Consider the following 18,503-nt stretch of genomic DNA (forward strand, 5'->3'; position numbering starts at 1 on the left):
TGTAATACTAGGTGACATCGAAGGCGACATACACCAGTGGATAGACATTCGATGACATGTTAAATAACATCAAAAGGGGAAAGGTGATGAGAGAATGACAACAAGATGGTCTAAGAAATGGGCAGGTCCTACAGTGGCGGTCGTATTAATCTCCTCTATGCTATTATCCGCATGTTCTTCCAAGGAGGATGCAGCCAGCGGGAATGCGGCGTCAGAATCATCCAAGCCTACTACATTAAAAGTAGAGTTGTTCGACCGGGGGAACTCACCCGCCGGCTACACCATCACCGACAGTTATTTGACAAGGCTGGTGCAGGAACGTTTTGGCAAGCCGAACAATATTGATGTCCAGTTCGTGCCGGTGCCGCGTTCGGAAGAAATTCAGAAGCTGAATGTACTGATGGCCAGCCAAAGTGAAGTGCCGGACATTGTGTTCACCTACGATTCTGGAACCTTCAACCGGTATGCTGAGCAGGGCGGTTTGACAGATCTTACGGACTTGCTGGATAAGAATGCTCCGAACCTTAAGAAATTTCTGGGCGAGGACACGTTAGCCTACGGACAATATAAAGGACAGCAATTCGCGCTTCCGGGCAGAAGACTTGTACTGGGCAAATACGCCGGTTACATCCGCCAGGATTGGCTGGACAAGCTTGGCTTGCCGGTGCCGCAGACAACAGATGAGCTCTACACTACACTCAAAGCATTTAAGGATAAAGACCCGGGCAATACCGGAGGTAAGGTGATTCCATTTGGTGTGAGTCTGGCATCCGCTCAATATGAGCCGCTTCTCTGGTCCTTCATCCAGCCGCTCACCGATGAGCAGAAGTATACCTTGACCCAGCAGCTTGGCTCCAATGATTATCCAACACTGCTTCCGGGCTTCAAGGATGGTCTGAAATTCATGAACAAGTTGTATAACGAAGGCCTTATAAGCAAAGACTTCGGTCTTGATAAAGACAAGAAGCAGTTATGGCAGAATTTGCAGAACGGTCTGCTTGGCTTCTATACAGAGGATGCAGGTGAATTGTACTTCTCAGCAAATGGCGGGTACGAAAATCTGCAGGCCAATGTGCCTGGCGCAGTGATCACACCTGTTGATGCATTTACTAACTCGGAGGGCAAACATGCCAAGCCGGCTTATGCGCCAAATGCCATGTACGTCATGATCCCGAAATCCAGCAAAAATGCTGAAGCCGCATTGAAATATCTCGATTGGATGGCTTCGGGTACGAACCTCTTCGACATGCAGTTCGGTGTAGAGAACGAGAACTATACGCTTGTAGACGGAGTGCCTGTAGTGAAACCGGATGCGACTCAGGAAGCTATGGACCGGATCTACAACTTCGGTGACCTTGCCATCATTGTTAATGGTAAATATGCCGGAGACGATGCCAAGAATGAAGCAGCGTACATTGCACAGACACCAGAGAAGTATCAGGCAGATATGAAGAAGTCGGTGGAAATCTCGAATACAGACAATATTCAGCCTGTGAAATTCGATCACCCGATTGAAGCGGAAGCGAAATACGGCACGGCACTGGCTGACAAGTTCCAGGAAATTATCGTGAAATTGACTATGATCAAACCGGATCAGTTCGACAGCAATTACGATTCTATGATCAAAGATTACATGGCTAGCGGCGGCCAGGCTATTCTGGATGAACGTACTGCAGCTTACAAAGAAATGAGCTCCAAATAAAATAAGCTGAATGACGGCGAAGTACCGGTAGAGGGAGCCACTTCCGGCTTCCCTGCCATCCGCTGCCGCAGGATGGAAGAGGGAGAGTGAAGGCTGTGAGGAATTCAGTTTATTTACGCAGACATTGGCAGTTGTATGGTTTGCTATTGCTGCCGGTCATTTACTTTATCATCTTTAAATATGGACCCATGTATGGGGTACAGATCGCTTTTAAGGACTTTAACTTCTTTCAGGGGATTGGCGGCAGTGAATGGGTAGGCCTGGATGTATTCCGGGAAGTGTTCCAGAACAACAACTTCTTCAAGGCGCTGCGCAATACGCTGATGCTCAATCTGCTGGATCTGATCGTTTCGTTTCCCGCACCTCTGATCCTGGCTATCATGCTCTATGAGCTTAGAATAACCTGGTTCAAGAAGCTAGCCCAGACGATCCTGTATGTGCCCCACTTTATTTCCTGGGTTATTATCGGAGGCATTGTACTGCAGGTGTTCGGGACCCAATCGGGGTTCATTAACAATCTGCTGACCGGTATGGGCCTGGATGCCATTCCTTTTCTATCAGACAAAAACTATTGGCTCGTCACCTACCTTCTAATCGGCGTATGGCAGAGCGCGGGTTGGGGAACCATCCTGTATCTGGCGGCACTGACCGGTATCAACAAAGAGCTGTTCGAGGCTGCAGAGGTAGACGGAGCCAGCCGGTTCAAGAAGATCCTGCATATTTCCTTACCGGGCATTAAAACCACCATCGCTACGCTGCTCATCATCAATCTGGGCAACATGATCTCCATCGGCTTCGACCGTCCGTTCATTATCGGTAATGTCGCTGTCCGGGATTATTCCGAGGTGCTCAGTACCTTTGTATACCGTGTGGGTATCGAGTCTGGCCAAATATCACTGGCAACAGCGGTAGGCCTGTTCCAAGCACTGGTAGGGCTGATCTTCCTGCTCGCATCGAACTATGCATCCAAGAAACTGGCGGATGAGAGCATACTCTAGTCCAGAGCCGCAAGTAGAAACGCCTACACCGTCCATAAAAGGACGGTATTCGTTTCAGCGAGAAATAGAAGGATAAAGTATAGTGTGAAACTTATACTTTCTTATATTTGAATAAACAGAGAATGAGGGGGAGAAAAAAATGAGTGAACGCGCAGCTAACCGGATATTTGATGTCTTTAATATCCTGCTAATAACGTTCGTTGTGATCCTATGCCTAATGCCTTTTATTCATATTATTGCGATATCCTTAAGCTCCAGCCGTCCGATTATGGCGGGACTGGTCAGCTTTTTCCCCAGGGAAATCAGCTTTGAAGCGTACACCCAGGTGTTCTCCGATATGTCCATGATCCGTTCTCTTGGTTTCACGATCTTTCTGACCATTCTGGCTACAGCACTGTCTATGGCCATGACGATAGCCGTTGCGTACTCGCTCTCCAAAAGGGATCTGCGGGGACGAAAATGGTTCATGCTGATTATTGTCGTTACGATGTTCTTCAGCGGCGGTCTTATTCCCGACTACATTCTGGTCCGTAATCTCCATTTGCTGGATACCGTCTGGGCGCTGGTGCTGCCGGGTCTGATCAGTCCCTTCTATATGATCATTCTGATCTCGTTCCTGAACGGCATTCCTAAAAGCTTGGAAGAAGCGGCGGAGATTGACGGGACTACCCATCTGGGGACCTTGTTCCGTATTATTCTTCCCTTGTCGCTTCCAGCGCTGGCTACATTGAGTCTGTTCTATGCCGTAGGCCGCTGGAATGGATTCCAGGATGCCTTGATGTACATCAACAATACGGATCTTTATCCGCTGCAGCTCAAGCTGTACCAAATGATTCAGAATAATCAGGTCAGCGATTTGATGCAGCAGGAAGGTCTTGGCATGAACAAGCTGATGCCGGAGAGCCTTAAGGCAGCAAGCGTTATTTTCACAACCCTTCCGATTCTAATCGTCTATCCGTTCCTGCAGCGCTACTTCATCAGCGGAATGATGGTCGGTGCAGTCAAAGGCTAAAGCGAAGGAGGAGCACAACATGACTGAGGTCATGATCGAACGGCTTAGCGATCAGCAGCGGTTCCTGCTGGTTCAATCTCTTGAAATGATGGACCCGCTCTATGACGGAGCAATGGAGCTGCTCAGGGACGAAGAAGAGCCGGACAAACACAATACCCGCAGCAGCGGACATTATGCACTGGCTTTGCTGATGCGAAATGCGTCTGGTGATGCAGAGCGGGCATATGGCGTACTGGAACGGGTGATGGATCTGCAGTTCGACTGTCCGGATGAAATTTACCACGGTACCTTCCGTACTTCACCCCAGGCGGGATTACCCCCTGCAGGCAACTATGACTGGAAAAAGTTCGCGCCAGGCTTCGCCTTTTTTCTGAGTGAGACGGTGGAGAAGGTTGGCAAGAAACTAACCGGCCAATTGGCCGGTCAAGGGAATTTGGCGGCGTCCGGTCTGGAGGATAAGGCAATCCGACAAGCCTTGCGGAACGCGGTAGATGAGGTGCTGCCGCCGGTATGGAAAAGCTATGATCCGAACTGGCGTGAATTCATTGCCTGCACCTTTGCGGTGATTCTAGATGAATTCGAGGCCCTGATGCCTACGGCCCTGGTTCGCCGTATGGATGACTCAATGCGGAAAGCCGTGGGTGCTTCGATTGACCGCCGGTTCTCGGATGCCATTCCCATGAACTCCAATATCCTGCTTATGCATATCTTCATCACCCACTACTACGGATACCGCTTTGCGGATGCTGCCTGGATGGGGCATGCGGACCGGGAAGCGGCAGATATGCTGGCTGCTTACGGGGAATTCAGCTCGCTGGCGGAGTTTAATACGACTACCTATTACGGTGTCGATCTGACCGTGCTGGGGATGTGGAGGGTGTACGGCAAGACTGCTGTCATCCGCGAGACCGGAGGCAAGCTTGAGCATGGACTCTGGGCGAATATCGCACAGTTCTATAATCCGAATCTGGAGAATCTGTCCGGCCCCTTCGGGCGGGCCTATGAGATGGAACTGGTCGGCCACAGCTCTATCGGTGTTTTCCTGTATCTGGCGCTAGGCAAGGGCTATGAATATATGACTGCGGTGAACTGCGAGACCAGCCATGACCCGCTGATTGCACTGGTGGGTGTGGACCTTCCGGAAGAATTGCTGCCGCAGTTCAAGATGCATGCCGGAGACTGCCGGACCGAAAGACAGTTCCGGGAGCTCTGTGAACGGGATAAACCCGGGGAGAACCGCAATTTGTGCACTGCAGCTGCCTGGATTGAAAGTAAGCGGATGATCGGAGCGATGTCCGGCAGCCGGAACACGAACGGACAGATGCATCCGGCGACCATCCACTGGATGAATGCTGACGGGGAGAAATGCTACCTGCGGCTGCTACGCCGGGAGAAGGGCAAAGGCTGGAACAGCCATTTGCGGGGTATGGTTTTTGAGGCGGCTGTTCAAAAGGATTGGCTTTCGGTAGACGTTCAGCTGAGTACAGACCTGGAGATCGAGGTTTATTTCGAAATCAGCGGACCTGGACTTTCCCCTGCATTGACGGAGATTACCCCTGATATATGGGCGTTGCCTAATCTGAGCTGCAAGGTGTCTGCCACCGCACCAGACCCTGTGATTTACTGGGATCAGGAAGCAAAGCTGCTGGAGATTATCTATTTGTACCGTCCACAAGACGGGGACTCGCATATGAATTTCACACTGCAGCTGGACCCGCTCACTCCATAAAACCATCCGGATAGACCTCAAGCCAGGCGGGAGGTCTATCTTTTGCGAATACTAACAATAAAGGAAGAATGCAACATGGAGAACGCGGCGATAATATCTTTGGAAGCTAGAATGGAGCTGATTAAGCTCCGTATGGTGTATTTGTTGTCAGGCCTCGCGGGTGGATTATTCAATCCGTATTTGACCACCCTGTTTGTTCATCAGGGGGTAGGGGCAGAGGTTGTAGGCGCACTAATGTCGATAGGAACGCTGTTATCTATTTTGGTGCAGCCTGTATGGGGCATGCTGGTGGATCGCTACCGGCAGACGAAGCTTGTGCTTATTCTCAGCATATCTGTACCGGCCTGCCTTTCTTTTTTTTATAGCTTTAAGTATTTTTTAGTGATCGTGATGGTGTATATCCTGTCCATAATCTTTCAGGCTACGCAAAGCCCGATTGCTGATTCCTATGCCGTTTCGGCAGCGCGCAAGGCGAGGACCTCCTATGGTTCGATCCGCATGATGGGCAGCTTGGGTACAGCGCTGGGCGGATATGCCGCGGGATTTTATCTGTCAAAGTTCGGGATTACACAGCTGTGGATGCCATTTCTGGTGCTCAGCCTCGCAGGCGCCGTCACTGTATTGAGCTTACCCCGCACCACGGAGAACAATGCGACTACGATTTCGTTGTCCCAGGGACTTAAGGAACTGCTGGGGAACCGTCTGTTCGTGATGTTTCTGGTGGCCTGCTTTTTTGTCAATCAGACGCTTACCGCCTATAACTCCTTTTTCGTTCTGGCCTTTCAGGATGCCGGAGGCAGCTATTCGATGGTCGGCACCGCGCTCTTGCTGGCTTCCTTGACCAATATCCCCTCCATGCTGCTTGCCGCCAAAATCCTCCGAAGAATCGGGTATGAACGTACGTTGCTTTTGGCTGCTTTTTTCTACGCACTGCGGTGGGCGATTCAATGGCTGTTCCCGATTCCTGTGGTTATGATTGGCATTCAAGTGCTGCACGGCTTGTCCTTCGGCTTGTTCTATGTCGCTGCAGTTGAATATGTGGCGAACGCTGCAGGTAAGAAAATGCAGGCTACCGGGCAAAGCGTATTTAATATGGTCTTTTCAGGTCTTGGGGGAATTGTGGGCAACCTGCTGAACGGATATTTGTATAGTGCAGGCGGACCCCAGGTGATGTACCTGGCCTGCACAGTCAGTGCACTAATCGGGGCGGGCATGTTATATTGGATTAACAGAATTGCGAGAGTGTCACCGAACTTGTAAATGGCCAAGCTCCTGATGCATCTCTCGGGTATTCAAGTGAAGAGGGGCGGGGGGGTTCATATGAAGCGAAATTGGTCCAGCAGGATGATGTTCTCTTACTTCCCAATATTTCTGCTGACCGTATCGATTCTCATCTTTCTCTCCTTTCTCATTGTAGGTGAGCTTTCACGCAGTGAGACCGAAAAGGCCAACCGTATCTCTACCGGCTACGTTGTCGATTCCGTACAAAATGCCTTAAGCGAAGTGGAACTGGCTGTGCTGCAAGAGATGGAGACGAATCATGATTACGGCTACTTTCTGAGCGGGGAGAGTGATCAGGGAGACCGGACCCGGCTGTATAATACCGTGAAGGATATGCGGGGCATGATTTACCGTAATCAGCTGATTGACTCCATCTATATTTACAGGGAGCTCGACCGGAAGGTGCTTACCCTGAACGGGCTGGTGGACAGCGATGTTTTTGCAGACCGGGATTACCTGAACCAGGCACTGACCAAGGCGGGCACCGGCGAGTGGAGTGATGTGCGCAGCCTGCGGCTGTTCAGCTCCGATCCAACCTCACAAGTCATCAGTATGTACAAGAAGCTGCCGCTTCCTTTCGGCTCCGAGGGTGTCATTGTCGTCAATCTCAGCATGTACCGGATCGAACGGATGATTGATGATATGACGAACAGCAAGGTGTCTTTCATGCGTGTGGTCAATGATCAAGGCCAACTTGTCTATACGGCTCATGGGGAAAAAGAAATCCTGAGCAGCAGTGTTCTCACCCGGATACCTGCCGGCAATGTGGGCTGGACCTTCGAGAGCGGCATCCTTGCCGGTGAGCTGTTCGCCTGGATGTCGGTAGTTTCATATATTTGGATCATCATCGGCGTTCTGACTGTGTTGCTGGGGACCTTATACATCCTGTATATTACCCGCAAAAATTATCGCCCGATCCAGGCGATGATGAACCGGATTCAGGCACTTCAGTTCCGGGAAGAGGGCATGGATGTCACCTCAAGGAACGAACTGGTGATGATTGACCAGGCGCTCGAAACTCTGATCCATCAGACCATGGATTATCAAAAACAGCATGATGAGAATCTGCTGGTCCAGCGCCGCCAGCTGTTTCTGGATCTGCTGGAGGGGGAACAGATTGTCTCCCTGGAGGATAGGCTGGAACGCTTCAGCCCGTTCAGCGGGGCAACCATGCAATTTGCCTACATTGCGGCAGAAATCAATCAATACGATGATTTCCGCCATAAATATCCTGCCAAGGATCAGAATCTGCTCAAGCTGACACTCATGAATCTGTTCCAGGAGCTTGCGGGAGAAGAAGGCCTCGAAGGCTGGGGCGAATGGGTCAGCAGCAACCGGATTGGGCTGATGGTCAGCGCCGGCGATCATTCTGCAATAGACAAGACCCGTTTGCGGACCCTTGCGGAGCGTTGCTTGCGATGGGTCAGCGACAACCTGGGGCTCTCGCTGGCCATCGGCATCGGTCCTGTGGTAGAGGAACTTTCAGAAATTCCCAAGTCTTCCTCTGCGGCCGATATGGCACTGCAGCACAAGCTGTCGCTTGGCAAGGACAGGGTTGTGCTGAGTGATAACCTGCCGGACCGCTCCACGCTGCAGTCCTATAAATATCTGCAGATGCTGGGTGAGATTGTGCGGGAATTCCGCATCGCGGACGAAAATTGGCGGCAGAAGTTGGATGAACTGTTCGTCTGGTTCAGCGAAGATCAGGTAAAGGACGAAGAGATTCATATGATGCTCCATACCTTGATCCAAATGCTCGACCGTGAGCTGGGACAGCTCTCGGACAGCCTGAAGAGAATCTTCAGCGAGCCGAGCCTGCAGGGATATTACAGCGAAATCGAAGCGGAAACGACTTTGAAACAGGTCCATGCCGTCATGCTGAACTGGCTCGCGGAGATTTACCGCATCTATGTTTCGGTCAATGAGTCCAAAAGCTACCGTGCGATGATCAGCGAGATGAAGGTATATATTGAAGAGAATTTTGACAATCCTGACTTATCGCTCAAGCATTTGAGCGACCGGTTCCAGATTTCAGGCAAATATGCAAGCCACCTGTTCAAAGAGGAATTTGACATGAAATTTGTGGATTTTCTGACCCAGCTACGGATGCAGCGGGCAGAATATTTGCTGGCCACTACCAGCGACAATCTGCAGGATATCGGACAGAAGCTGGGCTACGCCAACTCCATCACCTTTGGACGGGTATTCAAACGGGTTGTAGGGGTGACTCCGGGTGATTACCGCAAGCTGAAGATGAAGCCGGGCGGGCAGGAGGAGCATAGATAGTTCTACTTCTTACGGAATATGCAAAAGATCAGCAAAGCAGCGGTTCTTCCTTCACTGGAGAACCGCTGCTTTGTGTTATACCCCCATTGCGGCTTATCCTGCAACTTTCCTGTTTAAAAAAGGCTCGTTAAATTTTAATTAAATGCTAGAATAGGTATAATTACTTACTTTGTTTTGATTGCGGGAGCGACGTATGGACTACTTGGGGGAATGACAGAATGCCAATCGAAGAAGGGTTCAAGCTGGCGGAAATAATAGAAGGTACCATTATGGAAATATCCTCCTTTCTATACAGTGCTGAAGCATTAACGAAGATGGTCCGGACGATTCATCATCAGAGTAGAATGATTGGCCGCCTAAATCCGTCCTCGGTCCGTTTGGCCCTGGACTTAAGAGAGGCTTTTCTAATCGAGAATGGAGACGCGGATTACGCCTATCTGGCCCCCGAACAGTTGGGCAGAATGGAGTATAAGCCGGATGAACGCAGTGATCTGTATGCGCTTGGTGTGATCTTCTACGAGATGCTTGCCGGTCGCCTGCCCTTTCAGGCGGAGCACCGGGAGGATTGGGTTCATTTGCATATGGCTGCCATCCCCGGACCGCTGCATGAGTACCGGCCTGAGCTGGCGGGTCCTTTGGAGGACATCATCGCGAGGCTTATGAGCAAGTCACCGGAAATGCGGTACCAGAGCGCTTATGGATTGCTTGCCGATTTGCGGCAGTGTGTTGCCGCGTACGAAGAGACAGGTCAACTCCTTCCTTTTGAGATTGGGCTGGCCGACCGTGCAAGCCGGTTCCGGCTGCCAAAGCTGCTGTATGGGCGGGAGCTGGAGGCGAAGCAGCTGCATGCTTCTTATGAGCAGGCTTGCGGCGGAAGCTCGGCTTTTGTACTGGTGACTGGCCGCTCAGGGAGCGGGAAGACGGCGCTGATCGAGGAGTTATATATTTCAGTACTCCGTGAAGGGGGCCGCTTTGTCACAGGCAAATGCGATCCAATGAACCGGGAGATGCCTTTTGCCCCGATTTTACAGGCTCTTGGCGGACTCCTGCAACAAGTATGGAGTGAAACACCGGATATGGCAGCGGAGCTGGGTATTCATTTGAGAGAGACCATGGGCCAGGGAGCGGGTGTTATCACGGAATTCCTTCCTGAAGCTGCCGGGCTGTTTGGAGGGGCATCTCAGGCAGAAGCGCTGCCGCCAGTGGAGGCTGCTGTCCGTTTCCGCCGTCTGCTCCCCATGTTTATCGGCGCTTTTGCCAGTAAGGAACGGCCGCTCGTATTATTCCTGGATGATCTGCAGTGGGCTGATCCGGATACACTCGATTTCCTGTATATCCTTGCTGAAGATTTGGCAATGTACGGGTTAATGGTCATTGGAACCTTTCGCTCAGAAACGATTGAGGAACGGTTGGATAGTGTAGATGGATATCCCGCCTCTGCTATGTGGTTGGATGAGGTATTATCTCCGAAGCAGCAGGGCAGGCCGCTGCATATCCGGCATATTCAATTGGAAGCCCTGATATACGAAGATGTAAGACAGTTTCTCTCCCAGCTATTGAAGGAAAATACCTCACGCATCCGGCAGCTCGCAGAGCTCGTGTATCACCGGACCGCAGGTGATCCGCTGTACCTTCACAGGCTGATGGACAATCTGTACCGTGAGCACAAGCTGTACTATGACGAGGAGCAGGCCCTTTGGGTCTGGGATACCGGAGCCATTGCAGAGCTGCCGGAAGCGCCGGGACTCCTACATTTCCTGGAGGCGCGCATCCGGCAGCTTCCCGGGGACACCATCGGCCTTTTGGGGATAGCCGCAGCCCTGGGTCACCGCTTCCGCGTGTCGGCGATTTCTGCAATGAGCGGATATACCGTGGAAGATACGCTGGCTCTGCTGCGCATTGCGGAGGCAGAAGGTTTGATCAACCTGGAGAAGGATGCTGACCCGGGGGACGCGGATGATTCTGTATATACTTTTCTACATGACCGGGTGCAGGAAGTCGTATATAGCATCATACCGGTCACGGAGCAGGCAGGCCTGCATTTGGCAATTGGACGCAGCATGAGCAAGGATATGGGCGGGATCGCGTATTCTGTTTTTGAGCGGGTACACCACTTGAATTTGGGCGCTGTGAAAATGGAAGACGAGACCGAAAGAAACGGGCTTGCCGCTTTGAACCTGCATGCCGGACTGAAGTCGAAGGCGACTACGGCGTTTGCATCAGCGCTGTATTTTCTGGAGACGGGACTACATCTGCTCGGGGAGGAGGAAGCCGTTCCCGGGTCGCTTGCTTACAGGCTGCTGCTGGAACTGCCTGAATGTGAATATATGTGCGGCTACACCGAGCGTGCAGCCGTGCGGCTCGAACGGCTGCTGGCCGCTACAACAGATCTGCTTGAGCGATCCCGAATCTACCGCATCCGGATCGCCATGTGTGCCTACTTGAAGAAAGATGAACAGGCAGTGCAGGTTGGACGGGAGGCGCTGGCGGAGTGGGGCTGGAAGCTGCCGGTGAAACCCTCCTCCGCTGCTGTGATAACGGAGGTGGCATTGGCGCAAAAAGTCTTATATCAGCACCGGAATGTGCTGCAGCGTCTTCCTGTCAACCGGGACCCTCATTATATAGCATTGTCTGAGCTGGTCATGTCGATTGCGAGCTCCGCCTTTACCTTAAGCCTGTCTTTGGCGGCGGTACTCTTTTCCCGGTTTGTACGGTTTGGGCTAAGCCGGGGGAACAATGAAGCATTTGCCTATATTCTGGCCGGTTACGGTTTAGTGCTCATGCGGAATAAATTATCTTTTGCACAAACCGGCGCTTTTTATATCGAAGAGGCTGTACAGCTTGCCTCTTCTTTTGAAAGCGTGGACTTAAGATGCAGACTGGACTATATCAGAGGGCTGGCCCTATTAAAGCATCAGCCGAAGGCGGGGCTGCAGCATTTCCGGCAGTCGGTGAAGCATGGAATGGAAGCGGCCAATTTACCGTTTGTCAGTATTGCCATGCTAACCTCGGTGACGAACCATACCGGAGGCCCGGCTGCATTATCTGCGTTGATTACAGAATATGAGGGCCTTGCAGGCAAGCTGGTGGATACGGTCACCCTGAATATCTTCCGGATCTCCAAAGCATACGTGGCCCGTTTGCAGGGACTGGCTGCTGAAGGCGAAGAATCCCCGGTTCCCGTCCAGGGCAGCCGCTCCAGTAAAGTGCTGAATAACGAAGTGTTCTACATCTGCACGTGTCAAATGGAAATCGCCTATCTCGAAGGCCGTTTCCGGGATGCGCTGGACTGGGCACAAGAGGGGAGCTTCAATACCTTCCGGCAGACCCGGATGCAGGTGCGCAAGCAGCATGTTTACCAGTCCTTGGCGCTTGCCGCGCTGTATGCAGAGTCTCCTCCGGCAGAACGGAGGCATATCCGCAGCAAGCTCAGAAAGCAATGGCATGTGATGAGATCATGGACAGGCTACTTCGGTCAGGGATATTCCGCTAATTTGCTGATCAAGGCGGAAATGCAGCATTTGAACGGGAATCACACCGAAGCAGCAAAGGGCTATGAACAGGCTATTGCAGCTGCACGTCAAGAAAAGAACGGGCTATTGGAGGGCATATCCTGCGAAAGGGCGTCAGCATTTTACCGGGCGGCCGGAACGGTCACGGGAGCTGACGGATTGTTAAAGGATGCCTGCATGGCCTATCTGCACTGGGGGGCTGCCGCCAAGGTGACTCAGCTTGGAAAGGCATATCCGGATTTGAAGTTACCGGCAGCCGGGAGGACCATGGAGCAGCTGGTGGTGGGCGCGGCCATAGGACACGCTAAAACTGCGGTGTATTCAGACAACGGAAAAGAGCTGCTCCGGCAAATGTCCAGCTCTGCTGAAAGAGCAGGCCGCTCGGACTGGAGAGACAGACTCAACAGCTTACTGGAGTCGGCGCTCCGCTATTCGGGAGCGGTGAAAGGATATATTTTTGGCAGCCGTGAGGAAGAATATATAATTGTCGCCCGAAGCGGCTCAGCGGAGAATACGCAAGACAGATATGCAGAGTCGGTGGTCCGCTACGTAATGAGGACGGGAGAGCCGGTATTGCTTACTAATGCTTCAGTCAGTTCCTATGCAGCTGATCCATACATCATGGGCAACCAGTCATTATCAGTGTTATGTCTGCCTGTTTTCTTCCCTGGGGGAGCGGAGAGGTCTGTTGTTTATTTGGAGAATCATCTGATCGCCGGAGCCTTTACGGATGAGTTGCAAACCTTGCTTGACTTTATGATCACCCGGATGGTGTATCAGCAGGCCCTTGAAGATTCCCGTCCGGCGGGTCCTTCCACAGCAGGTACAACTGGGTCTGAGCCGCAAGCGGATCGTTTAATCCCCGGTTTGTCTGGTGAGCATCCGGTGGATCTGTTAGCTGCAGCGCAGGCTGAACCGTTGATGGAACCGCTGACGCTCCGGGAACATGAGATCCTGTGCTCGCTATCCGACGGACTCTCCAATAAGGAAATTGCCACCCGCTTTGGGATCACTGAAGGAACGGTAAAAAGCCATGTGTTCCGGTTATACGGCAAACTTGGCGCGAAGCGCCGTGCGCAGGCTGTTGCCAGGGCACGGGAGCTTAACCTGCTGAATTAGCATGGAGCCTGCCGCTGTTCGATAAAATCAATAAAAGGTTTGACCGCTGCCGGGAGGTAGCGGTCTTTTCTCCATTTGAGGCCAATTTCCCATTCCCAGCCTTCCTCGGTTATGGGAACCCATACGAGCCCTTCCAGCATCAGCCCCGGCGTTTGCGGAAGCACGGATACGCCGAGTCCTGCTTTGATGAAGCCGGCGACTGTAACCAGATCCTCGGCATCGTAGGTAGAGGTCAACTGAAAGCCGGTATTTTCGAAGCGTGCGTGGAGCGTGGCTTTTAAGCCGCAGTTTTTTTTGAGACCTACAAAAGGTTCACCGGACAACTCGGTCAAACTGAGGGAAGTCCGCTGAGCAAAAGGGTGTTGGGTGGAAACGACGATAAACAGCGGCACCTTCTGAATCGTTAGCCATTCGTGCTTCATTATTGTGGATTCCTTGGAGGTAATCATCAGGTCCGAACTGCCCTTGTCAAAATGCTCATTCAGATCACCCAGGTTGCCCTGAAATAGTTCAAAACGGACCTTCGGATGGTGCTGTTTATATTCCTTCACCAGGTTCGGAACCAAATCAACGCCCAGAATGTTCAGATAGGAAATGGAGATTAGGCCGGTATCCGGGTCAGACCACTCTCTGATCTCCTGAATCCCCCCTTCAATACTCCGCAGAGCTTCTTCTACCCGCTTGGCGAACTGTATCCCGTAACGGTTGAGCCGGATATTCCGGCCACTTCGGTCAAACAGCGGCATCCCGAGCTCATCCTCCAGCTTCGAAATGGCGTGGCTTAAGGCAGGCTGGGTCAGGTTAAGGGCCTTGGAGGCCATGGTCATGTGCTCAAATTTGGAGACGGTAATGAAGTATTCCAATTGTGTGAGTTCCAGGGGAATCCCTCCTTTTTATATGAATAATAATAATCAATTATATGAATAAGATAAATTATACTTATATAAAGGAGCGGTGTAAACTATTCTTGTAGCAGATCAGCAGGCACTTCAATACAGGAATGGAGGAGAACTATGAGTGCATTTGTCATCTTTATTCGCGAGCAAAGCCAAAATCCGGAAGAGCTCGGAATCTATTCACAAAAAGCGCCTGGCGGTCTGGCGGGCCACCCCGTAACTCTGCTTGCCATGTATGGGACCCATGAAGTGATAGAGGGACCCGCTATGGAAGGAGCAGCTATTCTTGAGTTCCCCAGCTTTGAGGAGGCCAAGGCCTGGTATTATAGTCCAGCGTATCAAGATGCGGTACAGCATCGGCTTCGGGGCGGAACCTACCGCGGGTTTATCATTGAAGGTGTCTCCACAGCAGTAACTCATTCAGAGGAGGATAAGAAATGAATATAGCTTATAAGGATACCGCACATGAATTTGAAGGGAAAAGAGTACTGGTGACCGGAGGTACCCGGGGTATGGGGGAGGCCATCGCCAAAAGGCTGGCGGGCAGCGGTGCAACTGTAATGACGACTGCCCGTACACGGCCTGCCGATCTGCCGGAGCCAGAGATGTTCGTGCAAGCGGATATTGCTACTACTGAAGGAGTGGAGAAGGTCATCCGAGGGGTGAAGGAAGTGCTTGGCGGCATCGATATTCTGGTGAACAATGTAGGAGGTTCCAGCACACCTCCGGGCGGAGCACTTGTTCTGACCGATGAAGACTGGCTTCAGGCTTTGAACTGGAATCTGCTTGCCGCCGTCCGCTTGGACCGCGGGCTCCTGCCGCTGATGCTGGAGCAGAGCTACGGTGTCATCATACATATTTCCTCGATTCAGAGACGTTTGCCGCTGTATGAAACTACACTGGCTTATGCTGCTGCCAAAGCTGCGCTGTCCAACTACAGCAAAGGCTTGTCCAATGAATTTGCACCGCGTGGCATCCGCATTAACACCGTAGCACCGGGCTTTATCCAGACTGAGGCGGCGGAAGCAATGATAGAACGGATTGCCCAGGCGGCAGGAAGCCGGGAAGCTGCACTGAAGCAGATGATGGATTCACTGGGCGGTATCCCTCTTGGCCGTCCGGGACTGCCTGAGGAGGTTGGCGAGTTGGTGGCTTTCTTAGTATCTGACCGGGCTGCTTCGATTACAGGCAGTGAATATGTGATTGACGGAGGGACGATTCCGACGGTGTAACTGGGGGAAGATTTGCTGCTAGGATATAAAGTAGAAACCCGGTCGTAGAATAGGAGGCATACGACTACAGACCAGCCGGTGACGGCTGGTTTTGTTTTGTTATAAGCAGGAGCTATTCATTCATTCCAGAATTTAGCCGATGATAATATTGGCAATTACTGGATTTAAGGATGATTGTATGTGTGGGCTTTTTATTGTTCTGTAAAGGGATTCCGTATGTTTTTATTATAGTTGTTATACATCTGGGTTTCCCGGATGTATTTGAGCTAAGAGAATATGGCTAGTGAAGATCATAGTTTTCATCTTTTTCCAGGCTAGCAGCCCGAAATGCTGCTGCTTTTTCCTACGGCGTGTTTTTTTATACAATTGTTGTTCATATTGTTTGTTCTGAAGGTTGAGCAAAGGAATGAAAAGGACAGGTATTGAGAAGAGAAACTGAAAGTGAGGATGGAGCATGGCACGATTACCGAATATTATTCTTGTCTTTGTTCTTGCGGTTTTATCCGCATGCAGTTATAAGACCGGACGCAGTGTTTTTGAGGAATTTGATGGGCGGGTATTTAGCCACGAGAGCGTGCCTATAGAGACTTCAACTTCGTTTCTTGTTCTGCTGGCGGGTATTGGAGTCACTCTGGGATTTTTAATTAAGGATTCCAACAAGATTAGTACAATCTTGGTCCTGTGGCCCTGGGTGCATGTTTTGGGTCTGATTGGATTATTGGTAATAGGAGGAATGATATCGGAATATATTCTGTCATTGGCTCTTATGTCTATAGTACTGTTACCCATGAATTTAATAGGGGAAGGAATCTCACTGGGGTTTCTATTCACGCGATTATTCACCCGTAAAAATTGGAGATTCCAGACTATTGGTTTGATAATCATTAACCTGTTCATTATCGGAGTTGTTTTATTGGAAATGTCTAAGGAATCTCACGCAGAGTTCTTCATGTAGCCTTATCCTTCCACAACAACTACCCCGCCGGAGCAACCCTCGGCTGCTCATCATACATCCTCTCATGCCCCGTAGCGCTTGCCGCTCTAAGCAATACGTACATCAGCCCTTCCTTGGCAACAGGTTTCAGCAGAGCATCCATGCCACCTTTGCAAAAGGCATCCAGGACAAATTCGTGGCTGCTGGTCACAACAATCTTGCCATGAGGCTGATTTCCATTCACACGTTCTATCGCACTGGCTTCGCTGATCAGCAGCTTGGCATCCGTCACAATAAGATCCGGTTCATGCTGTTCGATCAGCCGGATGGCCCGCGAATCACAGGCCGCTTCCAGAATCGCTTCATATTCAAAAGGCAGTTGCTCCAGCATCAGCTTAAGCTCACTGCGCACATGAGGGTTGTCGTCAACAAGTATAATTTTCATCGCAGATTCCTCCTGTTATGTGATGCTGGTAGAGCGGGTTCCCTCTTCTGCCGCCAAACGTTGAGGTAGTGCAAGCAAAGCCAGAGAGAGCAGGCCCAGCAGCAGACATACCCAATAGGCATTCCGGTATCCGAACCACTGTGCTGCTGCCCCCCCGGCCAGACTTCCCAGCAGTCTGCCGATCGTCGTTGAATTCGTATACAGTGTTGAAGCATATCCTGGCAAATCGGGAAGCAAGTCCTGAATATAGCTGATGCCGATAGCGGAGATAACAGCTACGAAGAAGGCCAGCAGTACCTGTCCGGCGAGAATCTGCCACAATGAAGTTGAGAACAGCACGACTATGTAATAAGCTGCACCCAGCGCAATTCCCCAGACCATGAGCAGCCGGGCGGAATATTTAGCGGACAATAGCCCCAGTACAAGCATCAGAGGGATCTCAAGCAGTGCACAAATACTGGATACCGATGCGACATTCTGCATATCTCCGCCAAGTGTATCCGTAATGAACAGGGAAATGTTCAGGTTGTTGATCCAATGCCCGGAATATAGCAGCGTCAGCACCAGAAAAGGAACCAGGACTCGGGGATTCTGATGCAATCTTACGGGCTTGGGCTTCTGTCTGACGGTTTTTGGCGGAACGGCAGGAGCTTTTATGAAGAAAAGAGCTAACATAGCATTCAAGATAAAAATCAGCGTGGTGCTCGTGAAGATGCCCCGGAATCCAAAATAATGGATAAGAACCGAGCCCACCAGCGGACCGACGATAAAACCAAGTGAAAACATCGAACGAAGCGTTGAATTGGCTAAGGCATGATCATCGGATTTGCTGGCATTGACAGCCTCCCGCGCACTGGCGAAGAGCTGGGGCATGGCCGGGGCACCGAGTGCCGTAAATACGGTCATAAACAGCAGCAGTCCATAAAACTCATGGATGATGAGGTAGCCGGAAAAAGCTAGCGCATTGAAAAACATGGCGGTGACCATCAGCTTTTTGCGGTTCAGCCCGCTGTCCGAGCGTTTGGCAATCGACATGCTGAGCCATACGCCGCTAATGATGGTTACGGCCGTGAACACACCGAAGGTGGCTGCCGATACACCCAGCTTTGTTGTGAAATAGACAGCCAAAAATGGGGAGCTAATGGATATAGCCATCCCCTGCAGCATCATGCAGATCAGAAATACAGGATAGCCTGAAATCAGGAACAGATTACGGGTTCGGTTCAACATAGGGGCGGGAGCGTCTCCTTCAGAATCAGCTTGCAGCTTTATCTTTCATTTGGTTATAGTATAGATAATTGTTGATGATTAAAGAATGTTTTATCTGCTTGAAAACCTCTACTATTTGGCTGGGACG

The 18,503-nt window shown here is 51.1% G+C and carries 13 protein-coding genes; 10 read left to right on the plus strand and 3 right to left on the minus strand.

What is annotated here, in order from left to right:
• Positions 1–94: 94 nt before the first annotated feature.
• The 7 genes from ACTJKB_RS23250 to ACTJKB_RS23280 all read left to right on the plus strand — a co-directional run bounded on the left by ACTJKB_RS23250 (position 95) and on the right by ACTJKB_RS23280 (position 13,639).
• Entirely contained in the window at positions 95–1,702 is a 1,608-nt protein-coding gene (locus tag ACTJKB_RS23250; RefSeq protein WP_440836733.1) for an extracellular solute-binding protein, read from the plus strand.
• Positions 1,703–1,797: 95 nt separating this feature from the next.
• A complete protein-coding gene (locus ACTJKB_RS23255) occupies positions 1,798–2,700 on the plus strand; it encodes an ABC transporter permease (RefSeq protein WP_440836734.1) in 903 nt (300 codons plus the stop codon).
• A 139-nt stretch (positions 2,701–2,839) separates the two neighbouring features.
• Complete coding sequence (locus tag ACTJKB_RS23260; protein ID WP_074087085.1) at positions 2,840–3,712, plus strand: carbohydrate ABC transporter permease; 873 nt, start codon at positions 2,840–2,842, stop codon at positions 3,710–3,712.
• A 19-nt stretch (positions 3,713–3,731) separates the two neighbouring features.
• Complete coding sequence (locus ACTJKB_RS23265; protein WP_440836735.1) at positions 3,732–5,441, plus strand: hypothetical protein; 1,710 nt, start codon at positions 3,732–3,734, stop codon at positions 5,439–5,441.
• 42 nt (positions 5,442–5,483) lie between these two features.
• Positions 5,484–6,701, plus strand: coding sequence for an MFS transporter (locus tag ACTJKB_RS23270; protein WP_440836736.1), 1,218 nt, complete (start codon positions 5,484–5,486; stop codon positions 6,699–6,701).
• A 60-nt stretch (positions 6,702–6,761) separates the two neighbouring features.
• Positions 6,762–9,008, plus strand: a complete 2,247-nt coding sequence (locus ACTJKB_RS23275; protein WP_440836737.1) for a helix-turn-helix transcriptional regulator — start codon at positions 6,762–6,764, stop codon at positions 9,006–9,008.
• A gap of 218 nt (positions 9,009–9,226) precedes the next feature.
• The gene (locus tag ACTJKB_RS23280) at positions 9,227–13,639 is read left to right on the plus strand and encodes a helix-turn-helix transcriptional regulator (protein WP_440836738.1); all 4,413 of its coding nucleotides are present in this window, start codon (positions 9,227–9,229) and stop codon (positions 13,637–13,639) included.
• On the opposite strand, the gene ACTJKB_RS23285 is transcribed toward ACTJKB_RS23280, so the two are convergent.
• On the minus strand, positions 13,636–14,502 hold the full coding sequence (locus ACTJKB_RS23285) for a LysR family transcriptional regulator (RefSeq protein ID WP_440836739.1): 867 nt from the start codon (positions 14,500–14,502) through the stop codon (positions 13,636–13,638). The two genes, ACTJKB_RS23280 and ACTJKB_RS23285, sit on opposite strands and share 4 nt — an antisense overlap.
• A 150-nt stretch (positions 14,503–14,652) precedes the next feature.
• Here ACTJKB_RS23285 and ACTJKB_RS23290 point away from each other — a divergent pair, with 150 nt between their 5' ends.
• From ACTJKB_RS23290 to ACTJKB_RS23300, 3 genes are all read left to right on the plus strand, one after another.
• Positions 14,653–14,976, plus strand: a complete 324-nt coding sequence (locus ACTJKB_RS23290) for a DUF1330 domain-containing protein (RefSeq protein WP_074087076.1) — start codon at positions 14,653–14,655, stop codon at positions 14,974–14,976.
• Positions 14,973–15,767, plus strand: a complete 795-nt coding sequence (locus ACTJKB_RS23295; RefSeq protein WP_440836740.1) for an SDR family oxidoreductase — start codon at positions 14,973–14,975, stop codon at positions 15,765–15,767. The genes ACTJKB_RS23290 and ACTJKB_RS23295 overlap by 4 nt, the downstream gene beginning before the upstream one ends.
• 454 nt (positions 15,768–16,221) lie before the next feature.
• Positions 16,222–16,722 (plus strand): hypothetical protein, encoded by a 501-nt coding sequence (locus ACTJKB_RS23300; RefSeq protein WP_440836741.1) that lies wholly within the window; start codon positions 16,222–16,224, stop codon positions 16,720–16,722.
• A 19-nt stretch (positions 16,723–16,741) separates the two neighbouring features.
• Here ACTJKB_RS23300 and ACTJKB_RS23305 read toward each other — a convergent pair whose 3' ends face one another.
• Positions 16,742–17,146, minus strand: coding sequence for a LytR/AlgR family response regulator transcription factor (locus ACTJKB_RS23305; RefSeq protein ID WP_440836742.1), 405 nt, complete (start codon positions 17,144–17,146; stop codon positions 16,742–16,744).
• Between the two features lie 15 nt (positions 17,147–17,161).
• Positions 17,162–18,376 (minus strand): sugar efflux transporter, encoded by a 1,215-nt coding sequence (locus ACTJKB_RS23310; RefSeq protein WP_440836743.1) that lies wholly within the window; start codon positions 18,374–18,376, stop codon positions 17,162–17,164.
• Positions 18,377–18,503 lie beyond the last annotated feature (127 nt).

Source organism: Paenibacillus sp. 22594 (assembly GCF_052044425.1).
GTDB lineage: Bacteria > Bacillota > Bacilli > Paenibacillales > Paenibacillaceae > Paenibacillus_AQ.